Here is a 19,845-nt window from a genome sequence, read left to right on the forward strand (position 1 = left end):
ATACAAACCTATTATTACATACGGATGAGAAAACAAAAAATCGTTCCAATGATGAACGATTTTAGCGTAACGTATCCATGCATTTTCCAGTCAGCGCTCATAAACTTTGTTTCCTTTCACGTAAGTCGCTTGAACCTCCCAAAGCTTATCGACGATAACAAAATCGGCGTCTTTGCCGACAGCTATCGAACCTTTGCGTTCGTAGGCGCCGATTTGCCGGGCAGGTACCTCCGTCAATGAAGGCAATATCTCCTCCGGCTGCAGTCCCGTGAAATCGAGCATGTTTCGAAAGGCTTTGATCATGGTCAATGAACTACCGGCTAAACTAGTCCCGTCAAGCAAAAGCACTTCCCCGTCCTCCATCTTGACGTGACCGTAAATGCCGTCCGGCATGCCGGCACATCCTACTGCATCTGTGACCAGGCAAACCCTGTTGGCGCCTTTTGTCTCAAACAGGAATTTGGCCACTGCTGGATGGACATGGATACCGTCAGCGATCAGTTCGGTGGTCAACTCAGGTAGCATCAGCCCCGCCCCCGCCACGCCAGGTTCCCTATGATGAAGTGGGCTCATACCGTTAAAATGATGGGTTGTATGGCAAGCCCCATACTCCACCGCTTCGTATACTTGTTCAAACGTGGCGTCCGAATGTCCGATCGATACGGTAATACCGCGTCCGACAAGCCAGCGAACCATGTCCATTGCGCCCTCTACCTCGGGTGCAATCGTTACAAGCTTGATTGAATGGTCCGCGGACGCATGAAACCGTTCCATTTCAGCAAGATCCGGGAGGCGAATGTTTTCTTGATTTTGAGCACCGCACCGCTTTAAGTTAATGTAAGGACCTTCCAGGTGGATGCCAAGCAATTCGGCGCCTCCGACACTGCGCTTTATCGCGTCTGCTGCATGCGAGAGCGCCGTGCTGATGCGTTCTGCTGAATCGGTGTCCGTTGTCGCCAAAAAGGAGGTCGTTCCGTGCTGTGCATGAAAACGGCTCATGCCGTCCAGACTCTCGTAGTTGCCATCCATCATTTGGTAACCGCCGCCGCCATGCACGTGCACATCGATAAATCCAGGCAGCACTGCATATCCTGCCAAATCAATCGTATCCGTGCCGTTAGGCAGCGCAAGTTCCTCCCCGCCTACAGCTATGATACTCCCGTCACCGCTGATGATCATGCGTCCACGATTCAGAACGCCTTGCGATGTGTAAATAGTTGCATTTATATACGCTAGTCTAGCGATTCTTTCACGAATAGCATTCATTTAAACTTAGCCTCCATCGAATTTCAATTCGTCACTCGCACTCGATGTAACACTCTCATAAGAGTCAAAGCAGCTGTATGGCGCCGTGCAGCCCAGCACTGTCACCGAGCAGTCCGACACAAACGGGCGGGCTAGATTTCTTGCTAAAATAACCGTTTTCCAATACCGTGCGTATCGGAGCAAGTAGAATTTCACCAGCCGCTGCTACGCCACCGCCAATAATAACGATATCAGGGTCAAGAATATACAGCACTGAAAGCAATTTACGTCCTAGCAGAGTACCTACCCTGTTGAAAATCCCGCAAGCGACAGGATCCCCCTGCATGCTGGCGCGGTACACATCAAGGGCGGTCAATTGATGCACACTGCCACCGAGAGCAAGTGAAGTAACTTCTCCCGCTAGGACCGCCTCCTTGGCGAGTCGGACAATGCCGGTAGCTGAGGCCACCGTCTCCAGACAACCCGTATTGCCGCAATTACATGGATACGGAATGCCTTCTACGGGTTCATGCCCAATCTCACCAGCATTCCATCTGCCGCCTCTTACGATCCGGCCATCCACGATTAGTCCGGCAGCAAGCCCGGTGCCAAGCGTTAAACATACGATGTTGCGGTATCCCTTACCCGCTCCGGCGATCGCCTCGCCGAGTGCATAAGCGCGTACATCGTTTTCTATCAATACGGGTACACCGAGTCTACTGCTCATTTCCGCTGCTAGTGGAATATCATACCATTCCAGATTGGATGCAGCTTCGACGATACCTCGGTCCATGTCGATTCTGCCGGGAACTCCGATTCCGACTTTCACGATTCGTCCATCGCAGTTGGACTTGACTGCCAAAGTGCGAATCGATTTGGCTAGCCGGTCGTAAAACTCGCGCGGATTGTTCGTTCTCACGAGTCCTGTTGATTGTCCTTCGAAGGTCGAAATCGTTGTTTTCGCCATAATATTTCGATCCTTATCGAACAAACCAATCACTGTATTCGTACCGCCGATATCAACACCGACCCAAACTTGCATGACGTCAGCGCTCATAAACTTGGTTTCCTTTCACGTAACCATTTCATGTGATTTATCTCCATTGTTATTTAATAACCTCTCTGAATTCTCCAAAGCGGACGGGGCAAACTTCCGTTGTCACGGGGATACAGTCAAAGTGCCGTCATTGTTGATCAATAGACGATTAGACGGTTCATCAGACGACCGTCCTCCTATGTTGTCCCATGCCCATACGTCACGGAAATACCAGCGTGCTTCCGGTCCAAGACTGGCTATAACCTCTGGTGAAACATGACTATCACGGTGCCACCTCATACCCACATTGACAAAAGAGAAAAACAACGACACGCGAGGGTGATTCGGATTTTTCCAGATAGGTCCCGCATGACATGTATTTTCACTAAAAAAGAGTACTGAGCCTGGAGAAGCATCATAGCTTTCAAAGGGAGGTTCATACTCTTTTTTCTCACGAAGTGATTCGGGGATAGGGAAATTAGCTTTGTGACTACCCGGCAAGAATACAGTACCCCCGTCTTCCTTACTTACTGGATTAAGTTCAATGACCATTCGAACCATGCCCGCACGGATTTTTCCATTGGTAAAGTGATAATGGAAATGAGGGTTCGACATCGGCCCACCCTGATGCGGCCCAAGATTGTGACCCATTCCACGTTCTCTCCACACAAGAAATGTGCTGTCTAACCGGAAATCCGGTCCGATTAATTCCTTAAGCACACCCTTGACTATGGGATTCGAGAACACAGCTTCCGTGGCGCCTCCAGGAATTCCCGGAACATCACCTTTCGCTTTATCAGGGTGTTTCAACTGATAGACCTGATCCTTCATCGCTTCTACTTGTATAGTGCTGAACACATCGGGTATAAGCAGATAGCCCTTAAGGTCAAATACAAACTTCTGCTCTTCCGTCATGACAAATTGAGAGAAATCCATTGTAAACTCCATTTGCACTCCTCCTTTATTCGTAGTTTAGCACTTCCTATTTGGCTTAGTAATAAACCCCTTTTTACATACCCAAACCACTTTCGACTTGGTTCCTTTCGCACACGACAAAAAAAGTACAACTCCCAGTGGTTTTGGAAGCTGTACTTTGATCATCTTTTCTAAGCCAGTAGATCAAGTGTTGAACTTACTGGTTATTACGTCCCTGTCGTTGTTATATCCACTTTATCGGTGCTTATGGTGTACCCTGTTGAACTGCTGTTTTTGGTACCTGTCACTCTTACCTTAAGCGTATGTTGTCCGTTCGTCAGAACTGGGCTGGTATATAATAGCACCTGATCTGTTCTGGTTGACGCATAAGTGTCAACATTGATTTCTGCTCCGCCATCTATCGAAACGGCCATGATGCCAGTGTGCGACGCTTTTGCTGCATAGACTTTGATTTGATTTCCATAAAAACGTACCTGATAATCATTATTTGTGGTGCTCGAAGCATGGTCGTCATCATTATACTTGCCAGCTCCTGGCCAATAATCCCAAGTACCTGTATAGTCAAACTGGTTATTCCCCGTTCCTATTGTGTTGTCATTTACAGTTGCTGTACTGAATGTGGTTCCCCACACTTCCGTTTCGTAAATACTGAACCAGTTAGAGCCTTGGGAGTTTGCTGCTGTCATGGACACCCTTACATATCTCCCATTCAGATCAGTAACATCTAAGGTTTGCAGCGCGCTGGTCAATGTCGTTGAACCACTCCATACCTGTGTATAGGAAGTTCCGTCACTGCTGACTTCAACTTTTACAGGATATGTCCTTGTTCCTCCGTTATACGTCATCAACTTAAGTTCTTTTATTGTTTTGACCGAACCCAGGTCATAGCGTATCCATGCATTTGCCACTGTTTCGTCATTGGTCCACCGAGTACCTGTGTCTCCGTCATAGGAGTATACGCCTAGACCACCTACAAGTTCAGCCCCTACCGTTGATGCCGAAATGGTTAATGGGGATACATCGGATGCCGTTGTTATATCCACTCTATCGGAGCTTATGGAATATCCTGTCGAACTACTGTTTTTCGTACCTGTCACTCTTACCTTAAGCGTATGCTGTCCGTTGATCAGAACCGGACTGGTATACAACAGTGCCTGATCTGTCCGAGTTGCCGCATACACGTCAACGTTAGTCTCCGCTCCGCCATCTATAGAAACGGCCATGATCCCATGGTGTGACGCTTTTGCCGCATAGACTTTGATTTGTGTTCCATAAAAACGTACCTGATAAGAATTATTTGTGATGCTCGAAGCATGGTCGTCATCATTGTACTTGCCAGTTCCTGGCCAATAGTCCCAGGTACCTGTGTAGTCAAACTGGTTGTTCCCAGTTCCGATCGTGTTGTCATTCACAATGATTGTATTGGGTGTCGGTGGTGGTGTAGGCGTTGGTGTGGGTGTCGGAGTAGCTGTTGGAGTAGCTGTTGGAGTAGCTGTTGGTGTGGCTGTTGGAGTTGGCGTGGGTGTTGTGGATCCAAAAAGACTGATATCTGCACCCATATCTTTTCCATCACTGGCCGCGCTTTTGCCAACAGAACCTGATGTGAGGGAATAATCCGTAATAAGATTCATCGTACCTGAACCATTGGAGAAACTCGGTGCTCCAGTTATCGACTGACTGTCTTTCCCCGAAAAAGTCTTCCACGATGATAACGTATAATTAATTCGATTATTCACAACTGCGGTTCCGGTTGGGTATAAATTATAATTAAACGTATTCGTTTGCCAGGTTGTACTTTCTGAATATTGATAGACATGCGTTGGAGCGATATACAGATTGTCACGTACACTATTATTTAAAGCCCCACCATCTTCAGGATATAGACTCATAGATCCAGTATAAAACGTATTATGCGTGATCGTATTATTATCTCCTCTAGCGCCGCCGTTCGAATCATTAACCTTAAACTCAGCGTTATTCTTTCCGATCAGGTTGTCATGGATATAGCCATACACCGTATTTAGAGACATCGACCACCTACTGGTATCATGCAAAAAGTTGTAAGCGATTTCAATACCTGTATCAGATGAGGGAAGGAATTGTCCGTGTTTAAAGTAGATCCCTATTGGTACATTGGATATTTCGTTTTTTAATAATTTCAGTCCTTGGGCACTGAATGCGATAATGCCCGCAGTATTAAGATGTACGCCCGAAGTCCCCGGTCCGACGATCCGGTTATTTCTAACTATAATATTAGAAGCAGGACCATTTACGTACACAAATGCTACATTATCGCCATCTACATAATTATGAGCGTAGTTATTTTCGACAATTCCGCCGTTAACTGTAAGATCTTGCCCAAACTTAAGTACGGTATGGCCACCTATAAACTCTAAATCTTGAATGATGTTCCAACTTTTTTCAATTTTGATGACTTCAGAAAGGGTGCCCCCATCAATTTTTGCTTGTTCGCCAGGATAACTTCGAAAGGTAATTGGTTCTGCAGCCGTCCCGTTATACCCATAAAACTTGGTCCAGATCGTTGATGTAACCGCGTATGTTCCGGTCCGGAAATTAACCGTATCTCCAGCTTGTGCCTCAGTCCAAGCTTTGAGAGGCGTAGCCCACGGGTGACTGATATCGTTCTGATCGCGGGTATAACTGTCGCTTCCGTTAGGGGCTACATACAATGATTTGCCTGCGGCTTTTACAGTCAAACTGTTTGAGAAAATGGCAGATAGAATAATGGCAACCATCAAGAATAATAAATAACTCTTCTTTAACCATGTCATGTGATTTACCTCCATTTTTATTTAATAGCCTCATTGAATTGTAAACTCCGTTTGCCCTCCTCCTTTATTCGTAGTCTAGCACTTCCTATATGGCTTAGTAATAAACCCCTTTTTACATATCTATACAACTTTTGACTTCGTCCATGCAAACATGGTCTCGGGATGTCAAAATAGGCTACATTCACCTAAGGAGAAAAGTGATTGTAACCTATCGCTTTGTTCTGTACGATTTCTCTAATCATTTCCCATTTGGAGTCCCTGCTCTCAGATACCCACACCAAGTTTCTTCAAATTATTGAAACTGGTTGCCAAGCACTCAAATGGATCTCGGCCATAACATTCGTCTTGTTCAACTGGAGCCCATTCCACACCAACACTCTGACATGCTTTCAATATTTGAGAGTAATTCATATTACCTTCGCCAATCTCGGCAAATCGCTGTTCCATATCACTCATTACGGCAAAATCTTTTAAATGAACGAGTTTCATTCTACCTTTCAATTTGTGTATCCATTCGATCGGATCTGCTCCTCCCGCTTGAACCCAGTATAAATCAAGCAAAAATCCGAAGGCTTCTGGGTCTGTTTCCTCCATGAGAATCTCCATTCCAGTTTTTCCATCAAATTTTGCAAACTCAAATGAATGGTTATGATAAAAAAATTGCAAACCTGCATGTTTCAATTTCCTTCCAATTTCTGATGCTTCTTTGGCAAAAGCCACATATCCTTCTTTGCTGCTGCGATTTGCTAGCGGCATACCTCCTAATCCCACATATTTGCAATCCCATATCTGATGCTTTTCAATAACAGCATCTAAATTATTTGTTAAATCCGCATATGGAATATGGGTGGCACAAATCGTCAATTGCTCTCTGTCTACAATCTCCTTTAATTCCTTATTATCGATGTTGCCTATTCCTGATACTTGAATGGCAGTATAACCAATTTCTTTGACCTTTCTAAGACTGATTGAAATATCTTCGGCCGTTTTCAGAAAATCCCTTACGGTATAGAGCTGTGCTGCTATCTTCATAAAAATCACTCGCTTTCTTTGATAATAAATCAACTATAAGGGAATTCCTTCCCCTTACGCTAAGAATGATTCTGTCCAACCTGTGCAGTATTTTGACCTTGTCATCCTTTAGCAATACGCATTGTCCATACAGAAGCGGAGACAGCGTGCATGGTCTTTAAAGTGATTCTATACAAATAATCGCCCCAGACCGCCCGCAGCTTCTCATCTCTTAGCTTGATTGCCTCGCTTGATGCTAGAAGAGTGCTTCCGTCATAGTAAATATGCACCCCCTCACCAACCATATTCTGTAACAATATGCTCCCACTGCTCTCAATTTGAGGCATACAAGGAGTCATCATGTGGATTTTAATATCGTCAGTCACTTGAAAAAGTTTGAAATCGTCCCTAATCTCGATAAATGCTTCGATGTTTAAACCTACGTTTCGATAAAGGGTATAAGTTCGTTGCCACGAGCTGATCCCCGCTGTTTCTGGATAGGCGCGAGCCAGATTCATTGATATTTGCGCTTCTTCATGTTGGACCCTATACTTGACCTCACTTGCCTTATACGCAATGCCGGCCTTCTGCTGAATGCCATTCACCATAGGCACATTATGATACGCTGACTGCATTGTCCAAATATCGTACCGCTCTGGACTGAATGTTTTGGCTGTATACGTTTCGACACCGATATCAATCAAAAAAGGGCTCCCGTCTGAGTATACAAGGAAATTACCGATATCATTATGATTATGGCTCTCATCGTTATGGCCCCCTTTAACCGCCAAATACATACCACGACTGGTGCCTTCTTGATCCCTTGCAGTCATTAATTCAATACTATTCAGCCATACATCGCGAACAAATGGCGGTGATTCTCTTTTCTCCTTAATCTCCTCATCTAGAAAAAAGGAAGGTATCATACGATGAAGCGTCAACCATCTTGAGAGCGGCAGCTTGTTCGTTTGGTAGGTAGACGACGCTAATCTCACCATTTGCCGATCTCTAATCCGGGATCCGTATCTATATACGATATCTGCTGCTATTTCAAATTTTGCACTGCTATCGGCACAGTTGACAAAGTTGGTACCGTCAATGTGAACTCTGTATATGTAGCGACCGATATCCTGAATCAATGGTTCATTATATAAGTTGATCTTGCCTTGGGAAGCTTCGTAAAGCATTTCCAAACAGTCAAACAATGCCCCGCCGGCACGATCCCAGTAAACTGGACCTTCATCGCATCCTCCGTCCGTACTGCAATCGCTCATATACCGATCCAGCGTTTGCATAACCTTTTTAATTCCGCAATAACGACGCTCATCACTTCTCTCCAGCAAAAGGAAAGCAGACAAACAGTTGGAGTTGATCCATGGATTCCAGTTATTCATCTTACGGCTTGTCTCCAACCCCATCCACCATAAATCACTGCGTTCCAGATATGGATCGAAAATCCGGCGCTTCATTTCCATACGAATTCGACCGCATATATTGGGACTGACCGCATCCAGTGGTTTTTGCAAAAGATAATGGGTCGTTGCCATCAAGCTTGCCGTCTCACCGGCACACAAATCTATGTATTGGTCGGAAATATTAGGAATAGAGTCTTTGGAGCTATTCTGGGATATAACCATATGAGGTGGAATTACCCATGAAGATTCTTCACAAATGGCCCAGATCCCATTCATAATCTGATCGATATACCGGCCATTTCCTTCCATACATTCGGCAAGAACTAAGGAAGCCAATGCAGTCCTGCGTTCCTCGTATTTGCTTTGAAAATGAATGACGTTACCATTTCTTGCGTATTGCATATAATCTACGGCCGTCAGTGCTGGCCAAGAATAGTCAAGGTACATGTCCCCTCTTGAAATCCAATAATTTCGAATCGTATCAGGAATGGTTTCCCATGTTGCCCTTTTTTCAATTTTCGGATATGGATGATAGTTTTCATATGGAGGGATTAGTTCAGAAACAACATCCAAATAAGAATTTATCAGCAAATTTATCACTTCTCCTGCTTAGGTTTGAATTAAAAAACAGGCAGGCACGGACATCGCCGTACCTGCCGCTACACAGCATAAATCTTTTATAACGTGGTTACTATCATTATTTGTTCTGGATCAAATTCAGGATTGCCTGTGCCGTTTCCGCACGAAGCGCTTCTGCGCTCGGATCGAAGACAGCATCTCCCTTGCCATGCATCATCCCTGCAGCAATCGCCTTATTTACTTCGTCTTTAGCCCAATCAGACACATTCGTCCCGTCCTTGAAGGCCTGCAGTTCGTTGCTTGAGTTAATGATGTGTCCATGCTTGTACTCATACGCTCTCACCAACAAAACAGCCATTTGTTCACGAGTAATCTCTTCGTTCGGAGCAAACTCTTTGTCTGATATACCTTGAATTAATCCCGAGGCATAGGCTTCCGCAACATCCTTGGCATACCAGTCATCAGATCCGACATCGGTAAACGAAGGTGTTTGACTGCTTGGTTTTAAATCCAATGCTCTATTAAGAAGTGCCGTAAATTCCGCGCGGGTCGTCTTCCCTTTAGGGTTAAACATGTTGGCCGTCACTCCGCTGACGATATGCTTGGCGGAAAGCACTTGTAAAGTACGGTACGCCCAGTTATCAGCGGGTATGTCCGTAAATGTTTTGTTGTACTCAAATACCGCGAATTTCCCCAAATGTGAAATGTTGGCGCTAACTGCATTCGTATTGTAGTCTACGGTACTTCTTACATACTCCCACTGTTTCGTCATCTCATTCAAGAAGTACACACCCAGAAGTTCTTTATCGACATCGGTCGATTTAACAAGCAGAGAGATGTGAGTGCCTTCCATAACATCTCTGATATCTATTTCATTGCCGTCTGCCTCTTTCAATTTGATTACGATGTCGTATATCATCCCGGCTGCTTTCAGCTGCGCCAGATTGTTCTGTCCCGTTGTAGATACAGAAGAGCTTTGCTGTGGAACAATCTGCACATGGAACGATGCTCCTTCGATATTGCTGGTTAAAGCTGTTAGAGCGTTAATATTTAATTTATCGAATGCAATCGACACTTCATCTGCCTGCACCACAAGCGAATTCCCCGCAATTTGCTCAAGCGGAATGTCGGCTTTCATCTGCTCGCTGTTAAGATTTACACGTACCACTCCATCCTTAACATCGACTGCGGATGGATTGTTATTGGTATTATTGTTACTGTTGTTATTCCCACCTGTATCGACTGTTTTTGCAGAAACTTCGATCGAAATACTCACATCTGAACTTTGTTCACTATAAGTTTGATTAGAGGTACCCAGTATTACTTTTCCAAGCGATATAAAGGCAGTACCTTGGCTAATCGCTTTAAACGTCATCGAACAAAGCGTCACACTCCCGTTATCTCCAGGGACTTGTCCAGTCTTCGTATTCGCGAACTGAACATGGTTTCCTTGCACCCTCGGAGAGATTGCAAATCCCTTAATTGCGCTTGTTGCGCGCTTAAACTCCAGTTTACTCGAGTCGAAATCCAAGTTCACTTCATAACCATATACGTCAGTAAGGTTGTCTCCCTTTACGATAACCGTTATTTCATCATCGACGATAGTCGCGCTAGTTGAACTTGATAGTGAATAAACGGTTACGCTGTCTGCCATAGCAGCTTGCGGAATGAACCAACAAACACTCAGCATAAGTATTAGTCCGAACGAAAGCCATTTACGGATCATCATATATCGTCCCTTCAACCATGTTAGAGAGGGAAGGCTCATTAGCCAACCCTCTCCACGAAGTTTCGTTAATTGAGAATGAATTGTGCGATGGCCACAAGATCTTTAATATCAATCTTGCCATCATGGTAAAAATCAGCTTTCTTATATTGATTCCAATCTAAATTGCCAGCAGACTTACCGTAAGCTATCGCTACAAAAGCTAAATCTCCTACATTTAGTTGAACATCTCCGTTCAAGTCTCCCGAAATTGGGATAATAATCAACGCATCGAATGCCTCTACTGCTGCATGCAAGGCAGTGACGGCTTGATCAACTTGCTGCTGTGATGCTGACGAATTGTCGGTCACCGCTTTAGCTGAATCGATTGCACTCTGCAGCTCCGCTCTCGAGCCAAATGGGTACTGGCCGAGCCTCGTTCCTTCCACTGCAACGTCTTTTTTCGTCTGTGCGCTTGCAATCGCTGCATGCAATGGTGCTTTATCTATTGATATAGTAATGAGTACCTCATGGGAAGCTCCGTTCACCTGCAACACATTGGTGGCATTGTTTGCGATCATAATGCTGCTGACGGAAACGGTTGATTGCGTATCTTGAGTCAATTGTTTGGCAGTGAAAGATAACTTCAGTGAGTTTCCATTTGCAGGGATCGCATACTCCACTCCTTGCGCTGCAGCCAGGATTCGAATTCGTCCCGGCGCGATTTGACTTTGAGATGCAATCTCGAATCCAGGATTTACGGATGTAATCGAGATCAGATCAAACTTAGCAGGATCATAATTGAGTGTAAGATCTTGTGCATAGACGCTTTGATACACGCTATTCGTCACATTACTCAATCCAAACATAAGATTGAACGACTGACCTGAAACAACTGTATTGTCGCCACTCAATAGGGCAGTTGGAGCCGAAGTCTGGCGATTCACGGTCAAGGTATAGGCCTTCGTTGTAGAGTCTTGTGCCGTTACCACTACGGTAATCGTATTGCTGCCTTCATTTAGGCCGATCGGTCCGCTTGCCTGACCGCTGGTCGCGTGTTGTCCGCCTACCTTTACCGTCGAAGAGCTATCGTAGACCGATGCCGTAACGGTAATACTGCTCACATCGTTAGCCACATTCGCCGTGTACGATGTCGTATCCGCTGCGAATGCCGGATTCAATTGGCCGCTCGACAGGCTCAACCCTTCCAGATCTGCGTTGTTAGACGGCAGGCTGATCGGTGATGTAAGTATCATATCAATGATAGAGATATCCCCCATTGGTACAATAACATTCGAGCGCGTCGTGTCCATGTATCCCGTTTTACTTGCCGTTACGGTATAGCCAGAACCAGACGGTATGTTTGTGATGACATATGTTCCGTCAACTGCAGTAACGACTGAACCATATACGGAATTGGTTACAGATGCGGTCACGGTTGCGCCTGAAACCGGCGTATTACTGCTGTCTACAATCTTGCCTCTAATAGTTCCTGGAGCCGTATATTCCACCACTGGCCAGTATTGCGAAATACTATTTTCCTTAGTCGCAAACTGACTATCCGAAGATCCGCCTCTCAGGAGCGCATTGGTTACTTTTATTGATATGTTTTTATCTTGGCTAGCAAGTGCACTCATTGCAATATTCGTCACATCAATAACCAACGCCGTGTTAAGCACAGGCATGATAGGACTTGCATTCAATTTGGTTCCTATTACCGAAGGCTTGTTGTTCCAGTTTAGGGTAGACTCGCCCCAAGTATTCTGAACAAGTTCTATATTCACCCCCGGCGATGTTGCGCCAGCTGTCGTTGGATATAACCTAATCTTTGCACTGGTCATATTTGCTGGTATACTCTCCAAGTTAAATTTGTAGAAGGCCTCACGGATATAGCCTGCTGCATCCCACTTAACAAAAGTAGTTGGATCAGCTCCATAGTTCGTAGTCGCTGACGCACCGTCTCGTACAAATGCATCCGCTGCTGCAACGATTGAAATCGCATTTAATGACGCAACGCTCACTGGTGCGCTCCAATCTGTTGTCTCTGTAGCATTCTTTGCCCTTACCCTGTAGTTATGAGTAGAATTTAGAGCCAGCCCAGAATGAATATAAGGGTACATGGCAGATGAAACTACTTGGCCGTCTACTTCCAAGTCATATCCGGTTGCTAAATCCGTTTCATCCCAGCTTACGCTTATCTGGGATGGGCTTAAAGCAGTCCCTTTTAATCCTGAAGGTACTGTTAGCGGAGGCGGTGTAGGTACAACGTCAATCGCAAAGTCATCGATGACGAAGTCAATCATTCCTCCCCCGTTCTTTATAAATGAAACGAAGGTATCATCGTTGTTACCTGTTAAAAATGTCTTTGTAAATGTTGAATAGACGGTGTTGCTAACGGATGAAGGAATAGTCACATTGGACAAAGTATTTGCACCATTGTTTCCTTTAACAGCAACAGAGTAGGCTCCATTATTTGTCAGACCAAGCAGATAATTAAAACTCATCTTATACATCGTATTGGGCTGCAACTTGACGTTGTAAGGCACAGTCCTCATAAATTCCCCTGTTTCAGTTCCCGCTTGTGATTCTCTCATTTTCAATGAGTAGTTTCCGTTGATGGTGTCTGTCGTATAACCCGTATGAAGCTCCGATCTATGAATTCGACTGACCAGCTTCGTTTGTACAAATGGTCCTAAGCCTTCATCATTGCTCTCAAAATCCTCGAAGAAATAATGGCTTCCAAATGGCGTGGTATTCATTTCTACAATACGCACGTCATCAAGGTACATATAAGATGAAGCAGTCCCTGCATTTGCCTTGAAGTAAATGTTTGCGCTAGTTTGATTCACTGGTACGGTAAATTCCAGCTTGATTCTCTGCATTTTATTGTTAGACGTATACCTTAAGGTGTTATAGATTTGATTGCCCAGCTCTGATTTAACCATGGTATTTGTAATTTCTGCTCCACCATAGTTATTAACACCAATTATTCCCGTTCTATCATTAACTTCCATCCATGCAGAGAGCTGATAGGTCTTACCTGGGGTTAGCCCTGTGATGGTCTGGCTCACTACTGCATCAGCGCCGTTGTTTCCGTTCACTGCCACATAGGTCTCACCAAGACTGCTGTTCACTATGTTTATATGGCTTGTGCTGCCGCCAGTAGACGATAGGGTCCATGCCGAAGTTGCAGGAGATAAGTCGTGGCTGTCAAACCCCGGGTCCATCACATATCCGCCTGCTCCCCAATTCATGACAGGGTTGGTTTGTTCACCTTTGTAGACAACATATGGGGTATTGGCAGTTGCTTGAATCGTTACCTTACCGTTAGTTACACTGAGATCCGTTACAAAAGCTTTGCCTGTATCGGATAGCTGGTAAAGCTTCACGGTGCTCAAACCGTTCCAACTGTTAGGAAGATCCCAGGTTGTACTTCCTCCGCTCGTGTTGTAGTGGTAGATTTTAGTCTCATTCTGAGGGTCCCACGGGATGAACAGTTGTGTACTTACGTTATTTACGTTAAAGGTTGAAGGATCATAATTGTTCTGATACGTGGCGAGCTTTTTATTGTCCTTGTATAACTCAACTACCGGGTTAGGCTCAGATGTAGTTTGTTGCACATAGACATTGTTAGTGAGATCAATTCTGTTATTTGTCCACTTCATAATGTCAAAGTTCTGCATGTACTTCATAAGCAAATTGTTGGTGTAGAATATCTTCATTTGGTCAGTTAAGCTGACAGAATAAGACTGATCGTCGTTTCTATCGTTACCGTACCCCATGGAGCCTGCATGCCTTGATTTCAGAAGCATAGGGTTAAAACCGAAGGAATCTGCAACCCCGTTCTTCATGAATCTTACGACCTGGCTCTTCATCTGTGGAACATGGTTCCATACCGCATAATCCTCAAGTGCGCCTTGGAACTCCGTACCTACCATCCAACCGTTCTTGTTTAATTCTGTTCCTAGCTTCCATTCTGGGTATCCCTGAAAATAATACACATCAACATAAACCCACTTCAGCCCAGGTACATTTGCTTTCAGCTCTGCGAGCCTGTCAGCCAAGCCTTGACTCCCATGATTAGTCGCATCCTTGTACTGGTCAATAAGGTATGACTGGTCCAGTGAATTCCAACCGCCCGCGTGCGGCTGTCTGAGCAGATCTTCACTGTAGTAGCGCGCTTCCGGATAAGCCTCGGTTTCATTGATATGCACGCCTACACTAGTATTATATTGAGCCGCTTGATTGACAAAATAATTAAGATCAGTCAGCCCTCCTGCTCGCTTATTGATGTTGATCCCGTAGTCAGGGTGGTTTGAATCATGACCTTCAGCCTGATGTCCCTTATATTCCAGGAATTGTCCGAAGCCGTCGGTATATAGGTATGTCTTCTTGACCATATCGAGTGTTCTCAAGAAGGGCCACTGGGCAAGGCTTCCACGACTATATGTTATACTAGCAAAGCTCTTTTTAATTGTGTCTGCACCATATGGCGTTTTCATAATCTGCCTGTATGCAATGGCACCATCCTGCCAGTCTACAGTACCGTCAGTGTTTGCATCGGGTGTAATGGCAATTTTGGCGTATGGCAATTCCATGATCTCCGTTGCCACTTCCCTGTAAGTCCAAGCATTGTTCCATGCCCCCATCCTCTTGTACCCGGTCTTATTCACCGTCTGGTAATAGTATCTGGTTTCATACTTGTCGCCGAGAATTTTGCTCCCTGTGGTCGGCGTCGTATTAATGGCATTATTATACAGAGTTGCCGCAAGTTTATCGGTATTCAAAATAAGATAAGATTTGGCTACCGGGTTTGCGTCAACTGCCTTGGTAGTTAATGTGTTGTATTCTTCCTTGGAATTGTCTGTATAATTGACAGAGCCCTTGACGTCAACCCCCGTTTCCATTGCATTGCTCTGATTATCACGGATGGCTATCAGGTTTTGGTTCGGAATTTCAAAAGTCATTACTTTCGTTGCGCCGCTTTCGGCAATATCGCTTACCTTGAATTCGACGATGTTGTCAGTAACCTTGAAATACATCGTCATGGTTACCCCTATACTTGAAATGGTAAGTGTATAGGTTATCGTATCCCCAGTAATAACATTAGTTACAACTGGTGTGTACGCCGTACCGTTGATTTTAACCTGACTCAGCGTGTCTTCATTTCCGTAAAATACAGCACCGTTAGACGCTCCGCCCCCCATCCACTGGTATTGGATAATTCTAGGAAAAGCGTCATCCACTGTCACGCTCAAATTAGTTGACTGAATGGTGGTCTGATTTGCTGCCAGTACTGTCGTCTCGCCAAAAAATGATTGATTGCCGATTGAGAAAAACTGTGCTAAAAGAAACAGAAGCGCCAGCATGATCTTAAATTTTCTACCTAAACTCTTTTGAAATAATTTACTCATGTTTGACACAATTAAATACCCCCTTGCTCCCCATTATTTTTGAAAACGCTTTCATTATGGATCGATGAATTGGGATTTCCCCCACTTCAGTCATACCCAGCGATTAGCTTCCAGGCTGAATCGCTGTTTGTTTCTTGTTCTAAGTATACTAAGCGATAGGCTCTCACGAATAAGTAAAATTTTGATTTGTTTGTGCACTATTTTAGCTATCTCTGAGGATTACACGTCATTATTCAACATTTTTCCAAAAGAGAGTCTAAGCCTACTCTTTGCCAAGCTTTGATTTGAATTCACCTGGTGTGACACCAAAGTATTTTTTAAATACCTTAGAGAAGTAAGTCCTGTCGGAATAGCCAAGCTTGAGCGCAACCTGCTCGATTGAATCATCCGAGTTCGGCAACATTTTAGAAGCAAGCTTGATTTTATAAGAGTGAACGTAATCCGTGAAATTTTCACCTGTTAGTTTTTTAAAATAGCGGGAGAAATAACTGGGACTCAAGAATAAATGATTCGCTACATCAACTGATGTAATGGTTTCAGTCAAATTTTGCTTAATATATTGATCAATCACTTGTAACTTGGGCTCATTCGTCCTTGTCTCACTAGCCATTTTCGTCGCAACGACGAACTGTTCAAGCTTCCACCGCATCAATCCAACGGTATCAACAGCATGGATCGTATCCAGAAAGCTAGCATAAAATGATTCCAAAGTGCTGGATTTCGACTGCTGCAGTTCTATCATGCGAAGAATCCCCGTGCAGATATTCACAAACTCTGAGGGCTCTACCCGAAAAGATTTTGCTGTATCTAATAAATGTTGTAGTTGTTCCTCGATTATCTTCATGTCGGCCTGATTAACGGCCTCCATCAATTCAACTTTAATTTTGTCAAAGAGGGATGCAGCTGGGCTGTACTCGTTCTGAGACACAGTATTCCAATCAACCGTTTTGGGATCCAAATAATACATTGCACTTAATATATTATCCATTTGACGGAATGYCCCGCCGATCTCTAACAATGCCTGTTTATTAGGACCACATATAACTCCAATTTCGACCCCTAGAAACTGTCTGCATTTCTGCTGCACTTCCTGCATATAGGTCCGCATGTATTGACGCTCGCCCAGTTTAAGAGATGACTGATAGTTGAAAATTACGGCTAGAAAACCTTTTTCATGAAATACAGATATGCCAGCATATTCCTTCGTCAACTCATCTGCGATATTATACACGCAATATTCGATCAATGAAAAATCTTCACATTCGTATTTGGTTATGACTGAGGAATACATAACGTAACATACGCCAACCATAAAGGAAGGCTTGTCCCACTGAATCCCAAGTCTGTTTGCAAAAGCTAGCAGTGTTTCGGGGGCTTCCCCTTTAGCCACTTGTTTGAAAAACGACTTTTTGAGCAAATCCAGATTACGGTGTAACACCTCAACATACGAGTCACGCTCTTTATTCAAATTAGTTGTTTGCAACTGGTTCAAAGCTTTCGTTAGACTTTCCGTAAGTCTATCCACTGTTAATTCGTACTTAATTAGATAGGAATCGGCATTCAGATTGATCGCTTGTTTGGCATAATCAAAGTCTTGGTGACATGTCAAAAAGATAAGACGAATCTCCGGCTTGATACTTCTAAAATGTGCAGCAAGCTCTAGACCGTTCATTTGTGGAAGTCCAATATCTGTGATGACAATGTCTGGCATTTGTTCTTGGAACATTTTCAATGCTTTCGTCGCGGAGTACGTATCCCCCACCAGTTTCACACCTAGCTGATCCCAATCGATCAGTTGGCGCAAGAATTTCAGCATCGGCACATCATCATCGATAAGCATGACTTTATACATAGAAAGATCCGCCTCTCATAGACTCATTCAATATTTGGTTTGTTTCCACTTGGTGAGGAATGTTTATTACGACCGTTACTCCTCCATCAGAATTCGATTGCATTGTGATAGAAGACGTAGGACCAAAGGTTAATCTAAGGCGCTGAACGACRTTGACTAAGCCTACTCTATTGGTAGGTGATGGGCCGTCAGAATCATGTCTGTTCAGAATCCCGCTTAAGGTATTCAGTTGATCTTCAGGTACTCCCTCACCATTATTCGCTATGCTGATTTCAACCCGTTCCTCTAACCTAATGGCGCTGACAACAATTCTTGCATCAATCACCTGATCTTCAAAGCCATGAATAATGGCGTTTTCTACAATCGGCTGTAAAAGTAGTCTTGGAAAACCAAAATTTTCAAGCCCAGCTTCCAATTGTATGACTAGCTCCACTTGTAAATCATTTCGCATCTTCATAATATCGACATAGTTCCCAAGAAGGGTACATTCCGTACCGAGTGTTGACATCTCCTCTATTCTTAAATAGGAATGTAACAAACTCATGAGGGAATCGATTTGCCTGCTGTGAAGTTTGTCTTGTGTGAGTATCAAGCTGCATTTAATTGAATTCAGCGTATTCATTAAGAAATGAGGACTTATTTGGGCAAATAACGCTCGCAGCTCCAATACGCGTTTATGCTCCTGCTCCAAGCTGATATCTGCTATTAGTTCGTCTATACGATCCAGCATCTGGTTGACTGAGCTTCCGAGCTTGGACACTTCGTCTGTGCCTCTTACTTGAAAACGTATCGTACGATTTCCTTCTCCGTACTGCTTGGCCATCGATTGTAGTTTGAAAATCGGCAAATGAAACCTGCGAGCAAAAACGAGTGATAAGATTAAAAATAGAGCAAAGAAAGGGAGAATGGAAAATACGGCTATATAAAACATGCGTGAAATTTGTCCAGTTACTTCCTTTTGCGGTGTTTCATAGACAAGTTTCCAACCCGTTTTTGGCAATGTCGCCTCACTCCGCACTTCACCATTCGAGCTTGACGTATTTTCGAATCGTATTTCACTACTTCCAGCGATCAATTGATGATTGTTATCGAACAACGCGAATTCACCGCTAGAAACCTGATGAAATAACTTCTCGAAATACACACCTTGCATGCCTATATATAAAGTTGCCAAAAACTTATCGTCCGCAGGGTCACGAATGACTCTTGCTACATAATAAGTTGAGTTCCCTTCTTTCCCATCGTTTCGTACATTCCCTAACCACTGCAGTTCTTTAGGGCGTTCTGGATCGTATAATTGTTGGATACCTTTCATTTGCTCGCGGAACAAATCTATAGAAGAGATGTCTGTTGACGGGATGATGAACGACTTTGCGCTGACAAGCCACATGACAATATCTGTATTAAGGGTTTTGGCAGAGACTAAACGAAAGAAATCCATCAATTGCTGTTGTCGTTGATAATCCGCATAACTTGTTATAGAGGAAGTTTCACTGAATGCACGAAGTTGTAACCTAACATTAGCATCTTGAACGAAAAAGTTAGACGCATATGTCAAATCATCGATGGTTTTCGTCATATCTTTCACCATAACTTCTAGAAATGATTTGTTCGTCAACCGAATCTTGTCCATGACAGTTTCACGAGTCATGGTAAGCAGTAAGCCTGAAATAATCAATACTGGCACCATAATTAACAAAATAAAGGAAACCTGGATGCGTCGATAATAGGAAAAACGAAATAAATGACCCATTGAATGATGTCTCCTTTACTACATACTTGTTGATTGCCATGGCGCTTATTCATCATCTATGATCATTTTACATCATAGCCCAAATCATGTCATTGATGTGCCTTAAC

At 44.0% G+C, this 19,845-nt stretch carries 10 protein-coding genes; all 10 read right to left on the reverse strand.

Translation table 11 applies throughout. The annotated features are described in order from the left end of the window. Nucleotides 1-90: 90 nt before the first annotated feature. The gene (gene nagA, locus AC1DVJ_RS12515) at nucleotides 91-1,266 is read right to left on the reverse strand and encodes an N-acetylglucosamine-6-phosphate deacetylase (protein WP_477591135.1); all 1,176 of its coding nucleotides are present in this window, start codon (nucleotides 1,264-1,266) and stop codon (nucleotides 91-93) included. A gap of 64 nt (nucleotides 1,267-1,330) precedes the next feature. After that, nucleotides 1,331-2,302, reverse strand: a complete 972-nt coding sequence (locus AC1DVJ_RS12520; RefSeq protein WP_477591136.1) for an ROK family protein — start codon at nucleotides 2,300-2,302, stop codon at nucleotides 1,331-1,333. A gap of 102 nt (nucleotides 2,303-2,404) precedes the next feature. After that, nucleotides 2,405-3,229, reverse strand: coding sequence for a phytanoyl-CoA dioxygenase family protein (locus AC1DVJ_RS12525; protein WP_477591138.1), 825 nt, complete (start codon nucleotides 3,227-3,229; stop codon nucleotides 2,405-2,407). A gap of 194 nt (nucleotides 3,230-3,423) precedes the next feature. After that, a complete protein-coding gene (locus tag AC1DVJ_RS12530; protein WP_477591139.1) occupies nucleotides 3,424-6,009 on the reverse strand; it encodes a galactose-binding domain-containing protein in 2,586 nt (861 codons plus the stop codon). A gap of 264 nt (nucleotides 6,010-6,273) precedes the next feature. Beyond that, nucleotides 6,274-7,041 (reverse strand): sugar phosphate isomerase/epimerase family protein, encoded by a 768-nt coding sequence (locus tag AC1DVJ_RS12535; RefSeq protein ID WP_477591141.1) that lies wholly within the window; start codon nucleotides 7,039-7,041, stop codon nucleotides 6,274-6,276. A 101-nt stretch (nucleotides 7,042-7,142) separates the two neighbouring features. Continuing rightward, on the reverse strand, nucleotides 7,143-9,026 hold the full coding sequence (locus AC1DVJ_RS12540; protein WP_477591142.1) for a heparinase II/III domain-containing protein: 1,884 nt from the start codon (nucleotides 9,024-9,026) through the stop codon (nucleotides 7,143-7,145). A gap of 106 nt (nucleotides 9,027-9,132) precedes the next feature. Further along, nucleotides 9,133-10,782, reverse strand: a complete 1,650-nt coding sequence (locus AC1DVJ_RS12545) for an S-layer homology domain-containing protein (protein ID WP_477591143.1) — start codon at nucleotides 10,780-10,782, stop codon at nucleotides 9,133-9,135. A 26-nt stretch (nucleotides 10,783-10,808) separates the two neighbouring features. After that, the gene (locus AC1DVJ_RS12550) at nucleotides 10,809-16,133 is read right to left on the reverse strand and encodes an endo-alpha-N-acetylgalactosaminidase family protein (protein WP_477591145.1); all 5,325 of its coding nucleotides are present in this window, start codon (nucleotides 16,131-16,133) and stop codon (nucleotides 10,809-10,811) included. A 262-nt stretch (nucleotides 16,134-16,395) separates the two neighbouring features. After that, nucleotides 16,396-17,985 (reverse strand): response regulator transcription factor, encoded by a 1,590-nt coding sequence (locus AC1DVJ_RS12555; protein WP_477591147.1) that lies wholly within the window; start codon nucleotides 17,983-17,985, stop codon nucleotides 16,396-16,398. After that, on the reverse strand, nucleotides 17,978-19,738 hold the full coding sequence (locus AC1DVJ_RS12560) for a sensor histidine kinase (protein ID WP_477591149.1): 1,761 nt from the start codon (nucleotides 19,736-19,738) through the stop codon (nucleotides 17,978-17,980). The genes AC1DVJ_RS12555 and AC1DVJ_RS12560 overlap by 8 nt, the downstream gene beginning before the upstream one ends. Between the last annotated feature and the right edge of the window lie 107 nt (nucleotides 19,739-19,845).

Source organism: Paenibacillus sp. P4_A9 (assembly GCF_056402415.1).